This is a genomic window from Mucilaginibacter agri (assembly GCF_009928685.1).
Classification (GTDB): domain Bacteria; phylum Bacteroidota; class Bacteroidia; order Sphingobacteriales; family Sphingobacteriaceae; genus Mucilaginibacter; species Mucilaginibacter agri.
The window spans coordinates 519,826-542,377 of record NZ_WWEO01000042.1 but is presented as its reverse complement, the minus strand read 5'-3'; the positions used below and the strand labels follow the sequence as shown (position 1 = coordinate 542,377).

General features: G+C 42.7%; 24 protein-coding genes. 9 read left to right on the top strand and 15 right to left on the bottom strand.

Translation table 11 applies throughout. From position 1 onward, the window contains the following. Nucleotides 1-9: 9 nt before the first annotated feature. From GSY63_RS12315 to GSY63_RS12300, 4 genes are all read right to left on the bottom strand, one after another. A complete protein-coding gene (locus tag GSY63_RS12315) occupies nucleotides 10-843 on the bottom strand; it encodes a sulfite exporter TauE/SafE family protein (RefSeq protein ID WP_166586103.1) in 834 nt (277 codons plus the stop codon). Between the two features lie 12 nt (nucleotides 844-855). Beyond that, a complete protein-coding gene (locus GSY63_RS12310) occupies nucleotides 856-1,497 on the bottom strand; it encodes a FadR/GntR family transcriptional regulator (RefSeq protein ID WP_243749213.1) in 642 nt (213 codons plus the stop codon). A 247-nt stretch (nucleotides 1,498-1,744) separates the two neighbouring features. Further along, the gene (locus GSY63_RS12305; protein ID WP_166586101.1) at nucleotides 1,745-2,929 is read right to left on the bottom strand and encodes a metallophosphoesterase; all 1,185 of its coding nucleotides are present in this window, start codon (nucleotides 2,927-2,929) and stop codon (nucleotides 1,745-1,747) included. A 107-nt stretch (nucleotides 2,930-3,036) separates the two neighbouring features. Further along, nucleotides 3,037-3,630 carry a hypothetical protein gene (locus GSY63_RS12300; protein WP_166586100.1) on the bottom strand — a complete coding sequence of 198 codons (594 nt, stop codon included), beginning with the start codon at nucleotides 3,628-3,630 and terminating at the stop codon, nucleotides 3,037-3,039. A gap of 183 nt (nucleotides 3,631-3,813) precedes the next feature. Here GSY63_RS12300 and GSY63_RS12295 point away from each other — a divergent pair, with 183 nt between their 5' ends. From GSY63_RS12295 to GSY63_RS12275, 5 genes are all read left to right on the top strand, one after another. Then, the gene (locus GSY63_RS12295; RefSeq protein ID WP_166586099.1) at nucleotides 3,814-5,817 is read left to right on the top strand and encodes an ATP-binding protein; all 2,004 of its coding nucleotides are present in this window, start codon (nucleotides 3,814-3,816) and stop codon (nucleotides 5,815-5,817) included. Nucleotides 5,818-5,886: 69 nt separating this feature from the next. After that, the gene (locus GSY63_RS12290; RefSeq protein WP_166586098.1) at nucleotides 5,887-6,369 is read left to right on the top strand and encodes a MarR family winged helix-turn-helix transcriptional regulator; all 483 of its coding nucleotides are present in this window, start codon (nucleotides 5,887-5,889) and stop codon (nucleotides 6,367-6,369) included. After that, a complete protein-coding gene (gene hutH, locus GSY63_RS12285) occupies nucleotides 6,362-7,867 on the top strand; it encodes a histidine ammonia-lyase (RefSeq protein WP_166586097.1) in 1,506 nt (501 codons plus the stop codon). The genes GSY63_RS12290 and hutH overlap by 8 nt, the downstream gene beginning before the upstream one ends. 108 nt (nucleotides 7,868-7,975) lie before the next feature. Further along, entirely contained in the window at nucleotides 7,976-8,830 is an 855-nt protein-coding gene (locus tag GSY63_RS12280) for an HD domain-containing protein (protein WP_166586096.1), read from the top strand. 76 nt (nucleotides 8,831-8,906) lie between these two features. Continuing rightward, nucleotides 8,907-9,419 (top strand): glycosyl-4,4'-diaponeurosporenoate acyltransferase CrtO family protein, encoded by a 513-nt coding sequence (locus tag GSY63_RS12275; protein ID WP_166586095.1) that lies wholly within the window; start codon nucleotides 8,907-8,909, stop codon nucleotides 9,417-9,419. Nucleotides 9,420-9,699: 280 nt separating this feature from the next. Here the strand turns inward: GSY63_RS12275 and GSY63_RS12270 are convergent, their stop codons facing one another. The 3 genes from GSY63_RS12270 to GSY63_RS12260 all read right to left on the bottom strand — a co-directional run bounded on the left by GSY63_RS12270 (nucleotide 9,700) and on the right by GSY63_RS12260 (nucleotide 12,165). Next, entirely contained in the window at nucleotides 9,700-10,599 is a 900-nt protein-coding gene (locus tag GSY63_RS12270; protein ID WP_166586094.1) for an oxidoreductase, read from the bottom strand. A 77-nt stretch (nucleotides 10,600-10,676) separates the two neighbouring features. Then, nucleotides 10,677-11,585 (bottom strand): helix-turn-helix domain-containing protein, encoded by a 909-nt coding sequence (locus GSY63_RS12265; protein WP_166586093.1) that lies wholly within the window; start codon nucleotides 11,583-11,585, stop codon nucleotides 10,677-10,679. Between the two features lie 43 nt (nucleotides 11,586-11,628). After that, on the bottom strand, nucleotides 11,629-12,165 hold the full coding sequence (locus GSY63_RS12260; RefSeq protein ID WP_166586092.1) for a DUF4269 domain-containing protein: 537 nt from the start codon (nucleotides 12,163-12,165) through the stop codon (nucleotides 11,629-11,631). 108 nt (nucleotides 12,166-12,273) lie between these two features. Here GSY63_RS12260 and GSY63_RS12255 point away from each other — a divergent pair, with 108 nt between their 5' ends. Next, entirely contained in the window at nucleotides 12,274-12,990 is a 717-nt protein-coding gene (locus GSY63_RS12255) for a 3-ketoacyl-ACP reductase (protein WP_166586091.1), read from the top strand. 37 nt (nucleotides 12,991-13,027) lie between these two features. Here the strand turns inward: GSY63_RS12255 and GSY63_RS12250 are convergent, their stop codons facing one another. The 3 genes from GSY63_RS12250 to msrA are packed head-to-tail and all read right to left on the bottom strand — an operon-like array spanning nucleotide 13,028 to nucleotide 14,957. Continuing rightward, nucleotides 13,028-13,714 (bottom strand): dihydrofolate reductase family protein, encoded by a 687-nt coding sequence (locus tag GSY63_RS12250; RefSeq protein WP_166586090.1) that lies wholly within the window; start codon nucleotides 13,712-13,714, stop codon nucleotides 13,028-13,030. Between the two features lie 54 nt (nucleotides 13,715-13,768). Then, complete coding sequence (msrB, locus tag GSY63_RS12245; protein ID WP_166586089.1) at nucleotides 13,769-14,287, bottom strand: peptide-methionine (R)-S-oxide reductase MsrB; 519 nt, start codon at nucleotides 14,285-14,287, stop codon at nucleotides 13,769-13,771. 40 nt (nucleotides 14,288-14,327) lie between these two features. Beyond that, the gene (gene msrA, locus GSY63_RS12240) at nucleotides 14,328-14,957 is read right to left on the bottom strand and encodes a peptide-methionine (S)-S-oxide reductase MsrA (RefSeq protein ID WP_166586088.1); all 630 of its coding nucleotides are present in this window, start codon (nucleotides 14,955-14,957) and stop codon (nucleotides 14,328-14,330) included. A 144-nt stretch (nucleotides 14,958-15,101) separates the two neighbouring features. On the opposite strand from msrA, the gene GSY63_RS12235 reads away from it, so the two are divergent. Further along, on the top strand, nucleotides 15,102-15,659 hold the full coding sequence (locus tag GSY63_RS12235; protein WP_166586087.1) for a DUF1543 domain-containing protein: 558 nt from the start codon (nucleotides 15,102-15,104) through the stop codon (nucleotides 15,657-15,659). Between the two features lie 67 nt (nucleotides 15,660-15,726). Here GSY63_RS12235 and GSY63_RS12230 read toward each other — a convergent pair whose 3' ends face one another. From GSY63_RS12230 to GSY63_RS12215, 4 genes are all read right to left on the bottom strand, one after another. Next, a complete protein-coding gene (locus GSY63_RS12230) occupies nucleotides 15,727-16,656 on the bottom strand; it encodes a bestrophin family protein (RefSeq protein WP_166586086.1) in 930 nt (309 codons plus the stop codon). A 17-nt stretch (nucleotides 16,657-16,673) separates the two neighbouring features. Next, nucleotides 16,674-17,159 carry a hypothetical protein gene (locus GSY63_RS12225; RefSeq protein WP_166586085.1) on the bottom strand — a complete coding sequence of 162 codons (486 nt, stop codon included), beginning with the start codon at nucleotides 17,157-17,159 and terminating at the stop codon, nucleotides 16,674-16,676. Nucleotides 17,160-17,259: 100 nt separating this feature from the next. Continuing rightward, nucleotides 17,260-18,612: a HAMP domain-containing sensor histidine kinase gene (locus GSY63_RS12220; protein ID WP_166586084.1), complete on the bottom strand. Its 1,353-nt coding sequence runs from the start codon at nucleotides 18,610-18,612 to the stop codon at nucleotides 17,260-17,262. Then, the gene (locus GSY63_RS12215) at nucleotides 18,613-19,296 is read right to left on the bottom strand and encodes a response regulator transcription factor (RefSeq protein WP_166586083.1); all 684 of its coding nucleotides are present in this window, start codon (nucleotides 19,294-19,296) and stop codon (nucleotides 18,613-18,615) included. A gap of 250 nt (nucleotides 19,297-19,546) precedes the next feature. Here GSY63_RS12215 and GSY63_RS12210 point away from each other — a divergent pair, with 250 nt between their 5' ends. Beyond that, complete coding sequence (locus tag GSY63_RS12210; protein WP_166586082.1) at nucleotides 19,547-19,849, top strand: ArsR/SmtB family transcription factor; 303 nt, start codon at nucleotides 19,547-19,549, stop codon at nucleotides 19,847-19,849. A 12-nt stretch (nucleotides 19,850-19,861) separates the two neighbouring features. Further along, nucleotides 19,862-20,968 carry an NADH:flavin oxidoreductase gene (locus GSY63_RS12205; protein ID WP_166586081.1) on the top strand — a complete coding sequence of 369 codons (1,107 nt, stop codon included), beginning with the start codon at nucleotides 19,862-19,864 and terminating at the stop codon, nucleotides 20,966-20,968. Between the two features lie 44 nt (nucleotides 20,969-21,012). Here the strand turns inward: GSY63_RS12205 and GSY63_RS12200 are convergent, their stop codons facing one another. Continuing rightward, on the bottom strand, nucleotides 21,013-22,476 hold the full coding sequence (locus tag GSY63_RS12200; protein WP_166586080.1) for an SDR family oxidoreductase: 1,464 nt from the start codon (nucleotides 22,474-22,476) through the stop codon (nucleotides 21,013-21,015). Nucleotides 22,477-22,552: the final 76 nt, after the last annotated feature.

The window sequence follows — 22,552 nt, the reverse complement described above, 5'->3', positions numbered from 1 at the left end:
GATAAGGGATTAAAATTGGTGGTTAAGGCCGTTATAAATCATTTCGGCAGCAACAAAACAAATAGCTACACAAAAAATGTACTTAAGTAATTGCGGATTAAGGCGGGTAAGCAATTTTGACCCCGTAAACGCTCCTCCTAACACACCCAGCACCACAGGAAAGGCAATACCAGCATCCATATACCCTCTTTGCAGATAAACAACCGCGCTTGCTGCCGCGGTTACGCCAATCATAAAGTTACTGGTGGTGGTGCTTACTTTAAAAGGTATGTGCATGGTAGAGTCCATAGCCAGTACCTTCAACGCGCCAGAACCTATACCCAACAAACCCGACATTACGCCTGCCAGGGTCATGATAGAGAAACCTGCTCCAACATTTTTAAGATAATATTTAACCTCACCCTGCGGCGTGGGATAACTACTGTTAAGTTTGAGTTTTAAAGCAAGTGCACTACCGCTTTGCAGCGCCTCCTGGTTCTTTTTCCGAATGGTCATTGCGGCAGAGAACAGCAAAATGGCGCCGAACAGTATGGCAATTGTATTAGTGGGTGTGTAAACAGCAATAATGGCACCAGCTACAGCACCCAGTGTTGTTGCTATCTCCAGAAACATACCCAAACGAATATTGGTGATCCCTTCCTTAACATAGGCACTGGCTGCACCCGATGAATTAGCAATTGAAGCCAGCAAAGCTGCCCCGATTGCGTACCGGATATCGACATGAAAAATAAGGGTTAATAAAGGTATAACAACAACGCCCCCGCCTAAGCCGGTGAGCGAACCTACCAGGCCGGCCAGATAAGCCCCGGCCAGTAAGATTAGGGTAAATGTTAAAATAGTCATGAATGGTATAAATTAGTAGTTGTTTGCTAAAATGGTTTTGATGGTTTGCAGCGCAGCATGTTCTTGTTGTTGCGCTATCGCATTAAACAGGTCTTCGTGCAGATGATGGCTCATGGCAAACTGGGTGATCCCCTGTGTTTCCCGTTTCGAAAAAAAGGAACGGATGTTCCCGGTGAAATACTGATACAGATCTACCAATACAGAATTCCGCGAAGCCTGGGCAATTGCCATGTGAAAAGCAATATCCGCATTGGTACAGGCCAACCGGTTTTCTTGGAGAATTGCAGTTTTACGCTCTTCCAACCGCTGCCGCATCTCACCCAGATCTTCATCGTTGCGGTGTTGCACGGCCAATCTCACTATTTCCTCTTCCAACAATACTCTCACCGCATTAATCTCATCAAAATCTGCACGTTGCAGGCGATTCGACATATTTTCAACTGGCGTGGCTTCGTTAACAAAGGTGCCCGCCCCCTGCTGTACTTTTAAAAATCCACTGATGGCCAGTGTCTTAACCGCCTCGCGGATAGACGAGCGACCAACACCATATAGTTTCATTAACTCCGGCTCGGCTGGTAGCTTTTCGCCGGCCTGATATTTTTTCGATTTAATATCCGATTTGATCTTGTCGGCAACCTGGTCTGATAATTTCATATACCGTATGTTTAACGACACAAACATACGATGAATTATTTAAACATCATATGTTTAAATTTAAAAAAACAAAACCCTTCCGCTATTCACTGGACAATTTATTTAAGTCAAAAGATTTTGAAAACGACTTTTAGCGACTTGAGCTGAAAATATTTCACCAGACCGGCACAAGCAAATACGCCCTTATGGTATTTTGATACCATAAGGGCGTATTTGCTTGTCTGTAAAAAAATTATAGAATATTCTGTTAGGCGATGCTTCGTTTTAGGGTGATCACCGCTACTTCGGGCCACATACCGATCCGCCCTTTCAGGCCCAGGAATCCGAAACCACGGTTTACATACAAAAAGCGTCCTCCATTACGATAAAGTCCCGCCCATTGCTTATATACGTATTTAATTGGACTCCATTTAAGGCCAAACAATTCGATGCCGAATTGCATGCCATGTGTATGCCCCGATAAGGTAAGGTGAATGTGTTGATCATGATCCAAGGTTACCCCTTCCCAATGCGAAGGATCGTGCGACATTAAAACCTTAAACGCATCATCTGGAACATCTGCCGTCGCTTTTTTTAAATCGCCATACTTATGAAAGCCGCCTTTGCCCCAATTCTCTACGCCTAATAAGGTAATCGATTCCTTATCTTTCTGAATAGTCACCGCCTCGTCCAGCAACAGGCGAAAGCCAATTTCGGAGTGAACGTTTTTTAATCTGGCCAGGTTAGCGTGTTTAGCTTCGGCGCTTTCCCATTGCATATAATCGCCGTAGTCGTGGTTTCCAAGCACCGAAAATTTACCCATCCGTGCTTTCAACCCGGCAAAAGCAGGTATCCATCTATCCATTTCCGACGCATGGTTATTAACCAGGTCGCCGGTGAATAGTATAACGTCACTTTGCTGTGCATTAACCAGGTCCAACCCTTTTTGCACGCCTTCGGCGTCGGTAAAACTACCGGAGTGTACATCGGTTATCTGGCTTATGGTGAACCCATCAAACGCTTCGGGCAGATCGGGAAAATAAATGGTTTCGCGCCTAACGCGGTAAAAATGCCTGCCGCGCGTAATGCCGAATAATACGATAAGGAACAGCACAGCGGCCATACCTAAAGTAAGCTCACTGACCCATACTGCCCTTGGCGGCCATCCACGAAACAGGCGGGTAATATCTTCAATTAATAATATAGGCACTGAAAATAATCGGGGCACAAATGCCAGCAACATTAATCCCATTAGCCAGGTAATTGCCGTTTGTTGCATCCGCGAACCACGGGGCACAAAAATTACGGTAACTATGCCAGTTACCAATAACAGGTCTATCAACCAGTAACACCATAGTAATAAAGATGAATGAACCAGTGTTTGCACGGCCTGGTTAAAATATATGTCGGCACCCAGCCAAAGCAGTATAATTAGAGGAAGTCGTTTTGCCATTTATTGATTACGCTGAGCGTGTATTTTTATAGGTAGACGATTGAAAGCTGAAAACATTTTAAAAAACTATAAAATATTTTTTAACGCTACTAACTTACCCTTGTCTCCTATTTAAACTCCTTCAATAATTCACGCTTAACAACCTCCATATCCTGTTTTAGCAGCTGATAAACATGCTCATATTGGCTAATCAGATCGAGGGTTTTGAAACTATACTCGCCATATAAAAATTCAAGTTCTTCTTCCGGGGCGTGTTTAATAAGCTCTGCAATTTCCCTGATCCGGATAAATAAAGAATGCGATTTAATGTTCTCTTCGTTAATTTCGCTGATGGATAGTTTCACATCAAAATACAAGGTCACCAGGTTATACTTCCAGTTTTCGGCATAGGCTTTAGCAATCAACTCTTCGGTATGCTTAACCTCCTTGCCAATAAACTCAATGTTCTCTACACTATTTAACTGACTGCGCTTCATCCAGTAATCTATAGACTTTTTAAGCAGCGCCATGGTTTCCCCATTTAAATAATAGAAGTTTTCACCCACCTCAATCTTCTTATTGCGGAACGCCCTTCTTACCGCTATACTGTCTTTACGTTTGTCGGCATAATAACTAAATATACCAGTCATCAATTGGGTAAGCAGCGCTCCGGCCAGACCCGAAAAGGCACTAATTGCTATTATTAAATCACGATCAACCATACCCTAATTTAGCTTAAATACACTGTTTTGTAACAAACAAAATATTATGCAAATGGTTACAAATCAACGTCTTTTCAAAACCTATAACTAGGATAACTAAAAGCCGAACCGCATCATTCGCATTAATTTTTTTGCTTTCTATGAAATTTGGGGATATATTTAAACACTATTTGATTTCCGTTAATGGCCATTACCCCATCTTCCCCAAACGAGCAAGAACGTTTGGCTGCTTTACAATCATATCAAATTCTTGATACAGAAGCAGAAAAAGACTACGACGACCTCACTACGCTGGCGTCAGCTATTTGCCAGGTTCCCATTGCATTAATCAGTTTTGTTGACGATGAACGGCAATGGTTTAAATCGCACCATGGGTTAGCTGCTTCAGAAACACCGGTAGAACAGTCTTTCTGCGCGCACGCCATCGCCTCGACTCATGATATTATGATTGTGGAAGATGCCCACAAAGACGATCGTTTTAAGGATAATCCTCTGGTAACGGGCGAACCCAATATCACGTTCTATGCCGGCATACCTTTAGTTAATGAAGATGGTTATTCATTGGGTACACTTTGCGTTATCGATCCTAAACCAAAGATACTTTCCACTCAGCAATTAAATGCACTGCGAATTGTTGCAAAGCAGGTAATGGATAAATTAGAATTGAGGCGAAAATTGCAGACATTAGAAGGTGCAAATCATTCGCTTAAGTCATCGCAACAACAAATCACCCAACTAAATACCCATCTTAAATTTAACGATGCACGTACCCGTTCGCTCATACAACAAGCTCCGGTCGCCATTATAGTTTTTCGTGGTGAGGACTTGTTTATAGAAGCGGTTAACCCACCAATGCTAACTTTATTGGGTAAACAAGGCGATATTTTAAATAAACCACTATTAGAAGCCATCCCTGAATTAAATGGGCAAGAGCCTTACAAGTTATTATACAGTGTATTAAAAACAGGTAACCCGGTTTATGGATACGACACTGCTGTTAAGCTTAAGCGTAACGGTGTAGAAGAAACCGGCTATTATAATTTTAGCTACTCCCCCTTAATAGAAGACGGTGAAATTACTGGCGTAATTGATATGGCTGTTGATGTTACAGAACAAGTAAGGGTTAGAAAAAAGATTGAGCGTACAGAAGAATCGCTTCGCATGGCAGTAGATGCGGCCGACTCCGGCACCTATTCTATGAATACACGTACGTTTGAGTTTTATGCATCGCCTAGGTTGAAAGAACTATTTGGTTTTAATCGGGACGAAGATATGTCGTATGAAGCGTGTATGGCCTGCATTAGGGAAGACTACAGACTTACGGTGCAAACTTTGACGGAAGCATCTTTATATCAGGGTGAGCGTTTTGAGCTGGAATATCCGGTAATTGGATATCACGATGGCGAGGAGCGTTGGTTACGGGGATTGGGCACTGTACAACCAGACAGCCACGGAACCGACGTTTTTTTCACAGGAATTATAACAGACATTACCGAAAGAAAAGAAGACGACCAGCGTAAAAGTGATTTTATTGGCATGGTTAGCCACGAATTAAAAACACCGCTTACCTCTATGAGCGGCTACGTCCAAATGTTGCTGCGAATTGCCGGTAAAGATGGCCATAGCGCAATGATACCGATATTGGAAAAAGCCAGTAAGCAAGTATCAAAAATGACCACCATGATCAATGGTTTCCTCAATGTTTCGAGGCTCGAGTCGGGCAAAATCCATGTCGACAGGCAACGTTTCGATATTAAAGACCTTATCAAAGAGGCCGAAGAAGAATCTATATCTACCATCGCCACACATCGTGTAATTTTTAAACCTGTTGAAACCAGTTACGTAGATGCAGATAGGGACAAAATTGGTCAGGTGATTAGCAATTTTTTAAGTAACGCCGTAAAATATTCAGCGCCAGATACAACTATTCATGTAGCTTGCATAACCTTAGACGGCTACGTACAGGTTAGCGTAACAGATTCGGGCATGGGCATTAATTCGCGTGATATTGAAAAACTTTTTGATCGTTATTATAGGGTCGAGGGAAGTGAAATGGTGTCTATTTCCGGCTTCGGAATCGGACTTTATCTCTGTGCCGAAATTATTAAAAGGCACAATGGCAACATTTGGGTAGAGAGCGAAAAAGACAAAGGTTCCACATTTTATTTCAATTTACCACTCGCCTAAATATTAGAGAATAACTTTATCAGTCAAGATTTATTTGAATTTATATAAGTACTTATATAAATTTGCCACGTGAATTATTATGACTCTGCGGGCCTGCTGGTATTAGGCAGCCGCTTTCGCCGTTTAAGCGAAAACTTCCTTACAACCGTAAATTCGGTTTATCAGCAACAAGGCATTAACTTCGAGGCAGGTTGGTTCCCGGCTTTTTATCTATTGAAAGACCAACAACAGATTTCTATTAAGCAACTTAGTGAGGCTATGGGCTGCAGTCATCCTGCGGCAAGCCAACTGGTTACTACCTTGAAGAAACAGGGATTAATAATAGCTGCCCCCCACCCTAATGATGCACGCACGCAAATGCTAAGTCTTACTCCCGAAGGACAAAAACTTTTAAAGCAAATAATACCCGTGTGGCAGGCCATACAAACAGCTGTAGATGCACAGCTTAACCCTGTAGCTACAGCCCTGTTAAATTTGATGCCCGTTTTAGAAAGCGTATTGAACCCCAGAGAACTATCAGAAAAAATTAAAGAGCAATTAAACCATGAATAAGACATTTGCTTACGGAACTGCCCATTTGGATGTAACCACTTGCCTGGCCATTGCATCAGGAAGCGTAAAAGGGATCCTTACTACCGAAGCAGTTGATAATATTAACCGTTCTGCCGCTTATGTAGAAGAAATACTCGAAGGTACCGAGTCTGTTTATGGCATCAATACAGGTTTCGGTCCGCTGTGTAACACCAAAATATCTAAGGCCGACGCCCGTAAGCTGCAAAGCAATATACTGAAAAGCCACAGCGTAGGTGTTGGCAACCCCATTCCTGCCGAAATTGCCAAGCTGATGCTGATTACCAAGATGCATGCATTAGCCCAGGGTTACTCAGGCATTGCACTAACCACACTCGAGCGTATTATCTGGCATATCGACAATGATATTGTCCCTGTAGTGCCTGAAAAAGGTTCCGTAGGCGCTTCGGGTGATTTGGCTCCTTTATCGCATCTGTTTTTGCCATTGATAGGTTTGGGCGAGGTTTATTTCGCTGGCCGAAGAGTACCTGCCTCGGAGGTTTTAGAAAGTTTCGGCTTGCCGCCATTGGAGCTTGGCCCCAAAGAAGGCCTGGCGTTGATTAATGGCACGCAGTTCATTCTTGCATTTGCCATAAAAGCGGTAGAACGCCTTGATAGGATGTTGTTCACTGCAGATATAGTCGGTGCATTATCGTTAGAAGGTTTAATGGGATCAGCGCGACCATTTGATGAACGCTTGCATGAATTACGACCACATAAAGGTTGTATTCAGGTGGCCGAAAATCTGCGCCGTTTATTGAATGGCTCTGAGATTTTAGTTGCCCATGCCGATTGCGACCGTGTGCAAGACCCCTACTCGCTGCGCTGTATGCCGCAGGTGCATGGCGCTTCGCGAAATGCCTGGTTGCATTTAAAAGAATTGGTTGAGGTGGAGCTCAATTCGGTGACAGACAACCCAATTATATTCAATGCCGAGGACACTATTAGCGGTGGAAACTTCCACGGCCAGCCATTGGCTATGGTATTGGATTATGCTACCGTAGCTGCTGCCGAATTGGGCAATATCTCTGATCGTCGCTGTTACCTGATGAACGAAGGCCGTTATGGCCTTCCTAAATTACTGATCAATGATGCTGGCTTAAACTCGGGCCTAATGATACCACAGTACACCACGGCAGCACTGGTAACCGAAAATAAAACGCTTTGCTTCCCTGCAAGCGCCGACAGCGTGCCTACCTCGCTTGGGCAGGAAGATCACGTTTCGATGGGTAGCATCAGTGGCCGTAAGCTGCACATGGTATTGGATAATCTCGAATATATTTTAGCCATCGAACTCCTATATGCAGTACAAGCTATGGATTTTCGCAGGCCATTACGCTCTTCTGCAATACTGGAAGCATGCCATGCCCTGGTACGCAAACAAGTTCCTTACATCAATGAAGACCGCATTTTTGCCGAAGATATCCGGACATTACATCAACTAATAACAGGACCCGATTTATTGGAAGCCGCAAAATAATACTGCAGGTTCACAGCCAAGTACCTTATTAAACCTCATATTTTGCTAATTAAATTAGCAAAATATGAGGTTTAATTTTATCTTTGTTATCGTTAGCCGATAACAGAGATGATAGTTACAGACAAAATATATGGCAGTTTCAGGATAGACCCGGTTTTGGCCGAATTGGTTAATTCGGCACCAGTTCAACGGTTGAAAAACATCCATCAGGGTGGCGCTATATTTCTGGTTAATCCTGCTATCAACCACACGCGTTACGAACATTCTATCGGCGTACTTTATCTGGTTAAACTTTTGGGTGGAGGTTTAGGCGAACAAATTGCTGCTCTATTGCACGATGTTTCGCATACAGCGTTTTCGCATGTAGCCGATTACGTTTTTGATCATAACGACGAAGATTATCACGAAACCATTTTTGACGAAGTGATCAATCAGTCTGAAATCCCCGCCATACTCCGTAAATACGGCCTTAACAGCGAATTTCTTTTTAAACAAGATTATGCCATACTGGAGCAACCTCTACCCCAACTCTGCGCCGACCGGGTTGATTATACGCTACGCGACCTTTTTAATGCAGGCTTAATAAGCCTTAGAGACATACAACGTTTTTTACCCGAACTTACCTTGCAGGACGGCAAAATGGTGGTACGCAGCGAAGCTGCCGGGCAATGGATTAAAGACAAGTTTACCCAACTTAACAACGAGTACTTTAAAAAGCCCGAACACGTTTATGCCAACCTAATGATGGCCGAACTGTTACGCGAAGCCTTAGCCAATAACTTACTACAAAAGACCGAGCTGCTAAACAACGATTTAGAAGTATTGAATAAACTTGTCGCTCACGAAAGCACAAACAGAAAGCTCAATGCCATTAAAACCCTCGAGCGTTTCAATCAATTCCACAGTAAAGGCGCGGCTGATCGTTTTAAACGCCGCGAGCTTCACCCCGCCATATTGGTTTAATATTTAGTTTAATTGCAAATTTGTTGGTAATTTGATTCATGTTAGGGCCAAACCCAAGCCCAATACCTGAATTTAAATGAAGAAAAGCGAAACGATAAACCAATTCATCAACTTTTTCTGGACCATCCTTTGCTTTTTGCCCATCCTATTTTATTGGCCTGGTAAGGGATATACCTGGTTGATTGTTTTTATTGTTGCCGGCTTAATTTGGGGATTATTGCCCAATAAGTTGCTCCGTTATTTTCAATTGAGTAAGCGAGCGCGATTTTATGAATCTACTGGAGTTAAATTTATCCGCAGCTATGTGCAGAACGGCACGTATGCCAACCGGATTGCAAGTAAACCAGGTACAGCGCCCAAAGTAATTGCTAACCGAACTGCCGCAAGAAAATACCTCAACGCCATCAACCTGTATGAGCGGTTTCATTTGGCTTGCATGGTATTTTTTATACTCACTTTTATCCATGCACTCGTTAATGGTCAATACGTTATCAGCCTGCTTATTTTTATATCGAATATCATTTATAACCTAGCTCCCATTTTGCTTCAGCAATACAATAAACTGCGGGTGATGCGGGTGTTGAAATAAATACAATTCTCAGGTGCGATTCCCTCCCCAGAGAAAGGCGTCCCATGATTAGACAGGCTGTTAAATCCCCTCCCTCAGGATGGGTGCGTCGGTTTGTGTTGCAGCAGGGAGGGATCTCGTTGTAATTCAAGTGCAGAAACCCCTCCCTACACCCTCCCAGGGGAGGGATCGCTCATCCCTATGCGCTTTTGTGACAAACTCCGTCTAATCATAGGCTATTATTTTCCAAAGGGAGGGAATTGTTTTAAATTAGATTATCACTTATATCGTTTTACTTGAGTTATGGGTAAACAACTCCTGTAACTTGCTCTGCATAATTCCACAACTTTTTGGCAACGGTCTCATCTAAGGCATTGGCCGTCATAGGAAGTAATGCGGGATAACCACGATACCCACCATCCTGATCGGGACTGTAAAGTTGGCCGCCTTTTGCGTTTGGATTTACAGCTGCATACAAAGAAGGCAATGCACCTTGCCATGGTTCCATTAATCCACCAACACGTTCAACCGCTGCGTTATAAGCATCTTTATCCATGTGACGCGATAGTTCTGTTTTGTTTGCGCCAGGTTGCGCACCTGTCGACATTATCTGATCGCCTGCCGCATTTATTCGGCGTTGCAATTCGTTAGAAAAAAGCAAATTCGCCAGTTTGCTTTGAGCGTACTCTCGCATCGGATCGTAAGATTTTTCTGATTTCAGATTATCAAAATCTATCTCTCCCCGTAAATATGCCATACTGCTTACCGAAACAATACGCGAACCAGGTGTAACTTTAAGCAAAGGATACAAATCCCCTGTAAGGGCATAGTGGCCTATAAAATTAACGCCGAATTGCAGTTCGAAACCATCATCGGTTTTGCTTGCAGGCGGTATCATTACCCCGGCGTTATTAATTAAAATGTGTAGCTGTTGATGTTTTTGCTTGAAGTCATCGGCAAATTGCTTTATCGCTTTCAAGTTCGCCAAATCGAGGATGGCTGCTTCTAAAGTTCCCGAACCGTTTTGGCCTTCAATTTTGGCTATTGTCTCCTGTGCCTTACTCAGGCTGCGGCAGGCCAAAATTACATGTGCACCAGCGTTATACAATGCAAGCGCAGTTTCGTAGCCAATACCGGCATTTGCGCCAGTTACTATTACCGTTTTCCCGGTTTGATCTGTGATATTATCTTTTGTCCACATAGTTAAAATATTATGGTACAAAGGTTGCTAAACAATTAGCCTTGCAGATACGGATATAAAATCAAAAAGTACAAAAATCAATCATTTGCACTTAATCTGAAATTCTTTGGGGTTGTATTAATCCTTGTTTTAAAGAAACTCGAAAAATGGTTGGGCTCTTCGAAGCCGAGCGACCATGCAATTTCGGCGATAGTCCAGGTGGTACTGCGAAGCAGGATCTTTGCTTCTTGTAATATTCGATCGTTAATTAGTTGCGTGGTGGTTTGTCCGGTTATTTCTTTTAAAGCCTTGTTAAGGTGGTTAACATGGATATTAAGCTGAGTAGCAAATGCCGAGGCCGAGTTCAGTTTAATCCTTTGATTGTTAAACTCCACTGGAAACTGTCGCTCCAGCAACTCGGCAAACAAACCCGCAATACGCTCCGACGCATTTGAGCCGATATGTTTATTACCGTGCGCAGGCTGCATCTTTTGCGCGCCGTGGATGATCTCCATTACGAGGTTACGCAACAAGTCGTATTTGTAAACATATTCGCTCTGCAGTTCGGCATATATCTTTACGAACAGGTTATCATATTCTATCGCTTCTTCGGTAGTTAGCGGAATAACTGCCATATCAGGATGTTGAAAAACAGGATATTCGCTAATGCTGTTAAAGCGGTTGAAAAACGCTTCTGTAAAGATACATACGTATCCCGTTTGCTCTTCACTAATAGTTTCCCAGAAGTAAGGAATCATAGGATTGGTGAATACCAGCACGCTCCCGTTCGCCTCGATGCATTGATCGGCATAATAAATTTTACCCTGCCCGGTAACCAGGCTAATTTTAAAGAAATCGCGACGGTTGTAGTTAACGCTCCTATGCTTCGATAGCCACAAGTCTTCTACTCGGAAAATATTAAAATGGCCGATCTCATTATTCGCAGGCTCTTGTACCGGGTTCCGGACATTTTTGTAGAATGATTTTAACTCAACAAACCGCGACATCCTCAAAGATACAAAAATCAAACAAATCTAATTTGATTCTCGGCTACCGTTCATAAGTCTCATACTGGCTTAGCAAAGCATCATAGGCATTTCCTTCCAAACCCAAAATTTTAGCAAAAGCCGGTTCCGTTTTCATACCTTGTTGTTTGAGTTTAATGATCTTTTGCCTGAAAAGCTCACCATTGTCGTTCAGTAGCCAATACTCTACAATCATGTGCCGATATGCCTCTTGCTGTTTAACAGGTATGTTTTGGCCGAAAATTTCGATCTCTACACCTTCAATGTGAAAATTAGCGATAATGGTTTCTTTATTCTGAATAATAACCCTTTTAATAGAAAAACCAGGATATGATGAGAAATGGTTAACCAGCAAGTTATAAAACTCATCTGCGTTACTCCAGCAACAAATAATGTCGAGATCGCTGCCATCAACATCAATTTCAATGGGAATAGTTCCGGTAAGTAATGGCGAGTACGGCTGCAATATTTCAAATACAGCGTGCCCGGTTAGCAGCTTGTAAGCATGTTGCTGACGATTGTTACCATCTTCCAAATATGCTGTCGCATCGAACTTTTCCATCAGTAAACGTAAAATTAAGCGTATAAAATTACTATAGCATATTGTCATCAAAAAAATGATTTTAACTATTCAAAAGGCGCTTTTACGATTTTCTGATAGCTTTGCGCAATGGAAATACTATCAGGAAAAACAGCGTTAATAACCGGCGCCGGCAAAGGCATTGGCAAAGCTCTGGCTATCGCCTTAGCTAAAGAGGGCGTTAACTTGGGTCTCGTTGCCCGTACGGAAAGCGATCTGCAACAATTAGCCTCTGAGATAAAACAGTATGGTGTAAAAGTTGCCATTGCTACAGCTAACGTTGGTGATATCAACGAGGTAAACACTGCTGTAGAGAAAATAAAAACAACCTTAAACCGGATTGACATCCTGATCAACAATGCCGGTATAGCAAGTTTTGGTGGCTTTTTAGACCTGGCGCCCGAGCGTTGGGAAGAGATAATCCGCGTGAATCTTTTAGGGGTATATTATGTAACCCGGGCGATTTTACCGGGTATGATAGAACAAAAGTCGGGCGACATCATCAATATTTCATCAACAGCAGGCCAACGAGGTGCGCCCGTAACCAGTGCCTACAGTGCCTCAAAATTTGGATTGATTGGTTTATCAGAATCTCTGATGCAAGAGGTGCGCAAACACAACATCCGTGTAACATCGCTAACCCCAAGCACCATTGCAACCGAATTAGCCGTAGACCTCAAATTAACCGACGGCAATCCCGACAAGGTGATGCAACCCGAAGATTTTGCAGAGTTTGTGGTAGCCAACTTAAAATTAAATCGCCGGGTATTTGTGAAAGAAGCCGGTTTGTGGTCAACTAATCCATAAATAAAAAGAGGCTCCCTACATTCTTAGGGAGCCTTCTTTATTTAACCTTATATCTTAGCCAAAGCACATCATTTTTCAGTTCCTTAACACTCAACAGCTTAAGTTTTGTAGGCCCCGTTTTCGGCAGATCTTTATTTATTTCAAATAATGTCGGGGTGCCTGGTGTGCCATCTGCTATAGGCAAATGCAAAAAGCTCAGCTCATCTATCAACCCTGCATTCAGCATAGACCCGTTCAAATGTCCGCCACCCTCCAGCAGTAAAGTTTTAATATTAAAAAGCTTGCGTAATTTTTGTAGCACAAGTTTAAAGTCGATTTCTGTTTTGCCCGCAAAAACATAGGAAATACCTGTTTGCTGCAAATGATTAAGGTATTTATCAGCTACCTGTTCGGTCAACACAGAAATAATGTGATCTCCATCTATTTCCGACTGTCTCCAGTTCAACTTCCCGTCTTTATCTATCGCAACGGCAAAGGATCCGGCTTTCGATTCAGCAATATAATCAGCACGACTTATCGGCGCTTCCGGATCTTTTAAATGCAGCGCTTCGTCTCCTGCAAAATCTCTTTCCATGGTAACGCGGCCACACATCCAGGCATCAGCTTTGTGCTGGCTGCCGGTTTTTTCATAGCTGTCACGTCCTTTTATTTGTCCCCATTGTTCGGTTAATGTCCTTCCGTCCACAGAGCTCATCATGTGGCATATTACGTATGGTTTTTTCATGATAGTATGCCTCAACAACAGAACCAGGCACATTTTTGTTCATGAAGTAAAGCTTTATTTGCCTAAACCGTCGGGCTGAAAATCGAGCGAGATTGAATTCATGCAGTATCTTTTATGTGTTGGCGCAGGGCCGTCATCAAAAATGTGGCCCAGGTGCGAGTCGCAACGTGCGCAAAGCACCTCTGTACGCTCCATGCCGTAAGAGCTGTCGCTTTTGTAGATCACGCTATTTTTACGCACTGTTTCAAAAAAACTCGGCCAGCCGCAATCGCTTGCAAACTTAGCATCCGAGCGAAATAATTCGTTACCACATACCGCGCAGAAATAAGTTCCCTTGGCATATTTGTTCCAATATTGGCCGGTAAATGGGCGCTCGGTAGCGGCTTCTCGGGCTGTGGCATATAGGTCAGGTGGCAAAATCTTTTTCCACTCGGCGTTAGATACCTTTAAATGTTTAGTATCTGTGTTTGAATAATATGGGTTGTTCTCGTGGCCTTTGCTCGATTTTATATTTTGAGCAAAAGTACCCGAAACGGAAAGCAGCAAAGCAGCCGCAATAAATAACACTTTCATTTTATCAGAGATTTATAACTGGTTAATAATAGACTCAGTCTTAGTCTTTTAGTTTATTTTTAAATACTTCCTTAAACTTCTCTAACTCGGGCTGTATTACAAATTTACAATACTGCTGGTTAGGATTTTGGGCATAAAAATTCTGATGGTAATCTTCGGCTTTGTAAAACACTTTGTACGGGGTTACCTCGGTAACAATTTTGCTTTTGTAAGCCTTGGCTGCGTTTAGTTTACCGATGTAATAATCGGCTTTTTGCTTTTGCGAGGCGTTGTGGTAAAATATAGCCGAGCGATATTGGGTGCCCTCATCGTTACCCTGGCGATTAAGTTGCGTTGGATCATGCGCAACGAAAAAGGCTTCCAGCAATTCATCATAAGTAATTACAGATGGGTCGTAAATAATGTTACAAGCCTCAGCATGCCCGGTTGTACCCGTACAAACCAGTTTATAACTTGGATTAGCCACATGGCCGCCCGTAAAGCCCGAAACCACTTTCTTAACGCCCTTCAACTGCTGAAATTTGGCTTCTGTACACCAGAAACACCCGGCAGCAAAGGTGGCAGTATCTAAAGTTTTGGCTTTTACGGTGGACGAACTTTTAACAGCATGCGCAAAAGCGCCGGTACTTAGGGTTAGTAATACTATTAAATAACAAAGGGTCTTTTTCATAGTTAATTTTTCAGGATGCTTTTATTAGCGTTCACGTATATAAACGTAAAAAAGTTGTCTGCGTATTGGCATCCTAAATACAAACATAGTGCTTTTAGTAAAATGTGATGGTTGGTTGACAAAAAGCCTTACTATCTTTAGCTCATGGCCGAACTCAAATTATTTATGATACTACTGGGCTGCAAACCAGCAGGACGACATGTTGAACAACACGATTTCTTTTTCGGTATTGCCCCAAAACTAAGCGACCTTGTTGACGAGATTAAAAACTACTGGCCCGAGGCTGACGGTAAGATCCATTTAGATGGCTGGCGCGAAGTGAATGCTGTAGAAGCTTACAGGGTAACAGTTGTGGCTAAAGGCAATGCATCAATCCAAACAGATAAATTATTTTTCATTAATCTGGGCGGTTATTTGCCTAATAGATTTGAAGAGCAGCATTACGTAATACTTACCGCCAAGCCAAATTATGCTGCGGCATTAAAGGAGGCCAAATCAACGTTTTTCTTTCAAAACAATAAGTTTCCGGGTACCAATACTCATATTGACGACAAATACGGTATTGACGTGGATGATATTTATCAGATTGAAGATATTCTGTCACCTGTACAAAAGGAGCTTTACGAGATAGAACTGGTGCCCGAGGAAGGTTTACCTGAAGATGAAATCCACCTAGGCTATTTCAAATTGGATTTGCTATAAAATGGTGGCTCCCCGCCGACTGGCAAGGGAGCACTTTTGTTAATTAACTAACCCTCACTAAAGGTTCTTATAAAACATAATAAACTGCTGTACTATTAGTAACAATCACCTGCTTTTCAGCTTCTACCGGCGATTCGTCTTTAAGCATCTGGCGCAAGTTGGTTTCAATATTGCGGCTGATGGTTGTTGTTGGTGTATCGGTTGGTTTATTCTCAAATGGATCTTGCAGGTGAATAGCCATTTTTTCGATCAAGAAGAAAGATGATGAAATGGCAACTACCAATGGGATCTGGAATACTCCGAAAAATTCGATCAATCCAAACGGTAATATCAATACAAACAGCAATACCAATATGTGGATATAAAAGCTGTATGTAACCGGGAACACCGTATTTTTGATACGCTCGCAGCCCCCCATCGAGTTAGAGAAACGGGTCAGGGTTTCGTCCATAGCAACCTGCTGATATTCGTTAATCCAGTTCATTCGCAGCAACAGGCGCAGGTCGCGACCATGATACTCCATCAGGCTTAGCGGTACGTGGCTAACTTCGCACACGGATTGTTTTTCCTCCGGAGAAATGAGCTTACTTAGCCCTTTTGATCCTTCCTGGCCACGCAAATGCTGGCTCAGGCTATAGCACCAGGCTATCTGTCTTTTAATCATGCGTTCCTTCATAGCTCTTTTGTCTTCATCACCGTAAGAGTTATCGATAAACGTGAGCACCTGACGAGCAAACGTGCGCGAATCATTTACAATACCGCCCCATAAGGTACGCGCCTCCCACCAACGATCATATGCCTGATTTGAGCGGAAAGCCAGCAGGAGGGAAATAATTGTACCTAAAATGCTGGGTATAGCTATAGGGATAGATACGCCCGGAAAATTGAAATTGGTATGGGCAATATAAACTGCTGTTGAATACAAGGCCAGCAGGGCCATCTCGAGTTTTATTTTACCGAAAACGTAACTGATCGGCACATTTTTCTTTAATAACATAGGGTTGTCGATTAAGGTTAAACGTTTTGTGTTTCTAATTCTTCTTTAAGTTCGGGCACCTGTGTGGTGATAGGTAATGTAGGGTCGGCATCAATAATCGGTTTGCCACCGCGATAGATGAGCACGGCTGGATCAATGCTTTTTTCGGTCAATAATTCATAGTCGTAGTTCTGAAGATTTACGATAGCGTGCACATCATTTGCATCCAGGAAGTTTTTAAAGGCTGCTACTGTGTTGCCATAAAAAAATTCGATATGTATGTCGATCACATTATTAGTTTCGTTGCTTCTGATCTCGTTACAAGCCCTGTAAAAAGCATCTGGAATATGGCGATACTCTGCCGAGCGGCGCGATAACATCAGCAGCTCGCTGATAGAATCTGTAATGCCAAGCATGTGCACCATCAGCACATTTAGTTTGTGCGGATAAACCTGTTTAGCCAATTGCGGGATGCAATTGAGCGACTGTAATTTAAAGTCGGTTGGAATGAGCAGGGTTTTCATAGGCTATTAGATTATGTGTTGTGCTACATTTGTTATAATACAATTGTAGTCCACAATAATTAATAACCTCTAAGAGACTTATTAGAATTTGATTAGAGTTTTAAATACCTGCTGAAGGTAAAAAAACCTGTATTTCGGTACCAATGTTAACTTCCGACCGGATACCAATTGTGCCTTTATGCAACCTGATAATATTTAGGGCTAAAGGTAAACCAACACCATGCCCCTTAAACTCGTGCGTGTTCGAGGCCCGGAAGAACGGCACAAATATATGCTGCAATTCAGTAGACGGTATACCTATCCCCTGATCGGAAATGGAGATGATCACCCGGTTGCCATCCACCCTAAGTTTAACGGTAACCAGCCGAAACTCGGAATATTTGCAGGCATTACTGATGATATTGGTGATGGCCAAATTAAGCAGGTTATTATTACCCGATACATTAAGCAGGTTCTCGTTACCGGGCAGGTCGGCGAAATCAACCTCGATATTACTTTGTGGCTGGATTTTTTTAACGGATCCTATAGCTTCCCAAATCAGCTCATCGATACGGATGTTTTGCCAGTTTTGCTTCTGACCATCATAGCCCGATTGCGCAAGGGTTAGCAATCCGTTTAGGATTTGTGTGAGCTTATTAGTTTCGGACTGTATAGTACCCAATATATCTCGCTGGTTAGCATCCAAGCCCTGCTGATTTAAGGCAAGCTCTACTTCACTATTAATAATCGTAAGCGGCGTACGCAACTCATGCGAAGCATTGCTTACAAAGTTATTTTGTGTTTCAAAAGCCGTTTCTAACCGGTTAAGCATGTTGTTGAAGGTATGCGACAATTCGGCTAACTCATCTTTTCCATCATCGTCAAGCCTCATATGCAGGTTGCTTGATGTTATGGTATTAACCTTGTCTGTAAGTTTACGGATTGGGGCAAATGTGTAATAGGAGAATGCCTTACCCACAAAAAATATAATAATCAGCGAGCCTAAAAAACCATAGAGTAATATCTCCTGCAGATCCTGAATCTCTTGCAAACCATAGGGGTTTTGGGCCGATACCACAACCATGTATTTATTCCCATCTTTGGTTACTATTTTTCCGGCGAAAAACTTCTTGTCGCCTTTATACTCTGCATTGCCGTTGGCTGTAATTACATCGAAAAATTCCGCAGGTAAATCAACATTGACAAAATGCCCTGATGCATCTGCCTTTATTACCTGTTCCTTTTCACCTTCTAATTTTTCGAGATAGCGGTTACGTGCCTCTTGATACGCAATCGTCTTCTCGTTAGGGAACAGATTAACATCGGCAGTAATGTTTACACGGGCTTCCAGCCGGGCAAAAAAATCTTTGTAATTAAAGCGGGATTCGAAGTATAAAATAAAAGCGTTAAGCAGCACCAATATTCCGGTAGAGAGGGCTAAGTAATGCAGCGTTATTTTGGTTTGGATCCTCATTTATTCGCTGTCTTTCATAATATAGCCCATCCCAAACACGGTTTGAATAAATCGCGAAGTATTATTTTTATCCAACTTTTTACGCAGGTAATTAATATACACGTCTACCACGTTGGTGCCGAGGTTAAAATCGATATCCCAAACATTTTCTAATATCTGAATGCGCGATAATACCTTTTTCTGATTTTTGATAAAGTACTCCAGCAAACGGTATTCGGTAGAAGTTAAGTTGATAGGCTGACCATCCAGTGTTACGAGTTTGGCATCTGCATCTAATTCCAGTCCGGCAATTTTATAAATATTGGCAGCGGGTTTGGGTTCGCCTCCCCTCCTTCTCAGTAAAGTTTTTAAGCGTGCCGCCAGCTCAATCATCTGAAAAGGTTTTACCAGGTAATCGTCGGCGCCACTATTAAGTCCGTTTACAATGTTCTGGGTCGAATCAAGCGCAGTAAGCATCAGTATAGGCACCTGATCATTATGCTCGCGGATGCGTTTACAGATCTGGATACCGTCCATATTAGGCAGCATCAGGTCCAGAATGATCAGATCGAACGGATAGTCGATAGCCATTTGCATGCCGGTTAACCCATCGGTAGCCACGCTTACCTCAAAGCCATGCTCGGCAAGTCCGCGTTTGATTACCGATACTACATTGGGTTCGTCTTCTACTAATAATATTGCCATTAATCTGTTATATACACTGCGTTGCTAACGCAAAATGGACCTGAAAATGATGTGGGGTATTGAAATGAACTCCCAAATCAACGAAAAATTATACTAAAGAATAGAAACACAATTAAACGAAAAAGTTTTAAAACGCGTTGGTAGCCGTAATATCCTATTAGCATATCGGAAATTTCCGATATATATCAAACCAATGTCATCTCTCCATTATTAATTGGTATATCGGAAATTTCCGATATACCTTTGTACTATGGATCAGGTAGAAATTTTTAAAGCGCTTTCAAATAAAACCAGGTTACAGATCCTCAACTGGCTTAAAGAGCCCGAATTAAACTTTCCCGGGCAATTAGAACATGCCGGTTTGGAGAACGGTGTTTGCGTTGGACAGATACAAGTTAAGGCAGGTCTTACACAGTCGACGGTGTCAGAATACCTTTCTATCCTTCAGCGCGCAGGCTTGGTTCAGTCAACCCGCATAGGCCAATGGACTTACTACAAGCGTAACGAAGAAGCATTTGAGGCTTTAAGCAAAATCATTCAGACAGATATTTAATACATCACACAAATGAGCACAGATATTTTATTCAGACCATTTAGTCTGAAATCTTTAAACATAAAAAACCGCATTGTAATGGCGCCCATGACACGTTCATTTTCGCCAAACGGTGTACCCGGCGATAACGTAGCCGAATATTATCAAAAACGCGCCGAAGGCGATGTTGGTTTGATCCTTTCTGAAGGAACGGTTATTGACCGTGTATCGTCATCAAACGATCCGAATATTCCGCATTTTTATGGCGAACAATCTTTAGCCGGCTGGCAAAAGGTAATTAACAATGTACATGCAGCAGGTGGCAGCATGGCTCCGCAAATATGGCACATGGGGGTTATGTATAACCACCAATCTGGTTGGGTACCGTCACAACCATTTGAAGGCCCATCAGGTTTAAACAACCCTGAATTGAAGAACGGTGTTGCCATGACCGAGAAAGACATTGAAGACACTATTATTGCTTATGGTAAAGCAGCTGCCGACGCTAAACGCTTAGGCTTTGACAGCGTTGAACTGCATGGGGCACACGGCTACCTGATAGACCAGTTTTTCTGGGAAGGCACCAACCAACGCACAGATGGTTATGGTGGTAAAACCTTAGCAGAACGCACCCGTTTTGGCGCAGAAGTAATTAAAGAAGTGCGCAGACAAGTAGGCGAAGATTTTGCACTGATTATCCGTTTGTCGCAATTTAAACCATCTGCATACGATACCAAATTGGCTAAAAATCCAGAGGAAATGGAAGCCTGGTTAAGCCCGTTGGTTGATGCCGGAGTAGATATTCTGCACTGCTCGCAACGCCGTTTCTGGGAACCAGAATTTGAAGGCTCGGATCTTAACTTTGCAGGCTGGGCTAAGAAAATAACCGGTAAAACAACCATTACAGTAGGTTCGGTTGGTTTATCTGGCGATTTTTTTGGTGCATTTAAAGGTGAAGCATCTGAAGCGACATCATTAGATGAATTAACCCGCCGCATGGAACGTGGCGACTTTGACCTTGTTGGTGTTGGCCGTCCGTTATTGGCAGATCCGTCATGGGTTAAAAAAATCCACGAAGGCCGCACCAACGAGCTGAAAGGCTTTACAACTGCAGCACTTCAAGAATTAGTTTTAGATTAATGTTATCAACTCCATATATATCCCAAAAGCCTGATGCTCGTGTATCAGGCTTTTTTCGTTTGCACCGGTATTTGCTCGTAACTCACAATACGATTAGCCATCCCCCTAAAAATAAATACATGGAAGGGAAACATCGCCGCCCAATATAACCTGCCTAAAAGTCCATTTGGACGAAATGTGGCTACCTGGCTCAAAAATTTCTTGCCAGGGCGTTCTACAATTTTAAACTCCAGCCAAGCTTCGCCGGGCAGCTTCATTTCGGCATAAAGCAACAAACGTTTATTCACTTTATCGGCAAGTAGCACACGCCAAAAGTCAATCGTGTTACCCGCGAAAACATCTACGCTGCTGGTACGACCCCGCCTTAGGCCTACCCCTCCTACCATCTTGTCCATCACCCCGCGGATACCCCAGATCCAGTCCCAGTAATACCAACCCCGGTTACCTCCAATGGCCCATATGTTGCTCATCACCTTGTCGGTATCCTGCTTAAACGGAAGTTTAACCTTGTATTCTTTGGTTCCGTTTTGCGGCACTTTAATCTGATCCATAAATGCCGGGTTAAGGTAGCCTATGTTCAGGGCGTCTTTCCAGCTTGAGGCAATAGAGTTTTGTTCAATCTTCTCAAAGGCCAACTTCAACGCTTCTTCATAACTTAAACACTCATGCGGAATAATTTCGTTGATCTTGTGATCTTTGACAACGGTTTCGTTCTTCATGCTATCCACCAGGCTCTGCGCCAGCGAATAACTTGTCGAGGTCACGAAATATAACCAGTAGGATGATATTTTAGGCGATAGAAAGGGGATTGTGATAATGTATCGTTTTAGCTTTCGCACTTTCGCATACCTTAGCATCATCTGTTTAAAAGACAGGATATCCGGGCCTCCTATATCAAAAGTTTTGCCAAGAGTCTTATCATTCAGCAATACATTTTCGAGATAAAACAAAATGTCGCGTATTGCTATTGGCTGGCATTTGGTATTTACCCAACGGGGCACCGTCATAATGGGCAGTTTCTCAGTCAGGTCGCGAATGATCTCGAATGAGGCACTTCCGGAGCCAATGATTATTGCAGCACGCAACACCGTTAATTGTGCATTACCTGCCGACAAAACATCCTCCACATGCCGGCGCGATTTTAAGTGATTAGATAAGTTATTATCGTTGGTAATGCCACTGAGGTATATGATCTGCTTGCAGTTTGTTTTATCAAGTGCATTCAAAAAATTCTGCGATGAGCTGGCTTCCATTTCCGAAAAGTCATTTGCCTGCGCCATGGAATGCACAAGATAATACGCAGCATCAATATCTGTTGGAAAGTTCTCCATCGTTTCAGCCTTCAGCAGATCTCCCGTTATTAAAGTTACCCGGTTAGCATAATCACTATTTTCTCTAAAGCGGCGTTTATCCCTCACAAGACATACAATATCGCAACCCTTCTCGAGCAGAACAGGAATCAAACGTGTCCCGATATATCCGTTAGCACCAGCCAGTAATACCTTCATACCATTACAACAAGGTATTGGGATAAAGGTGTTTAATTGATTACAACGCTATTGGTTAAACAACAAAAAAGCCGAC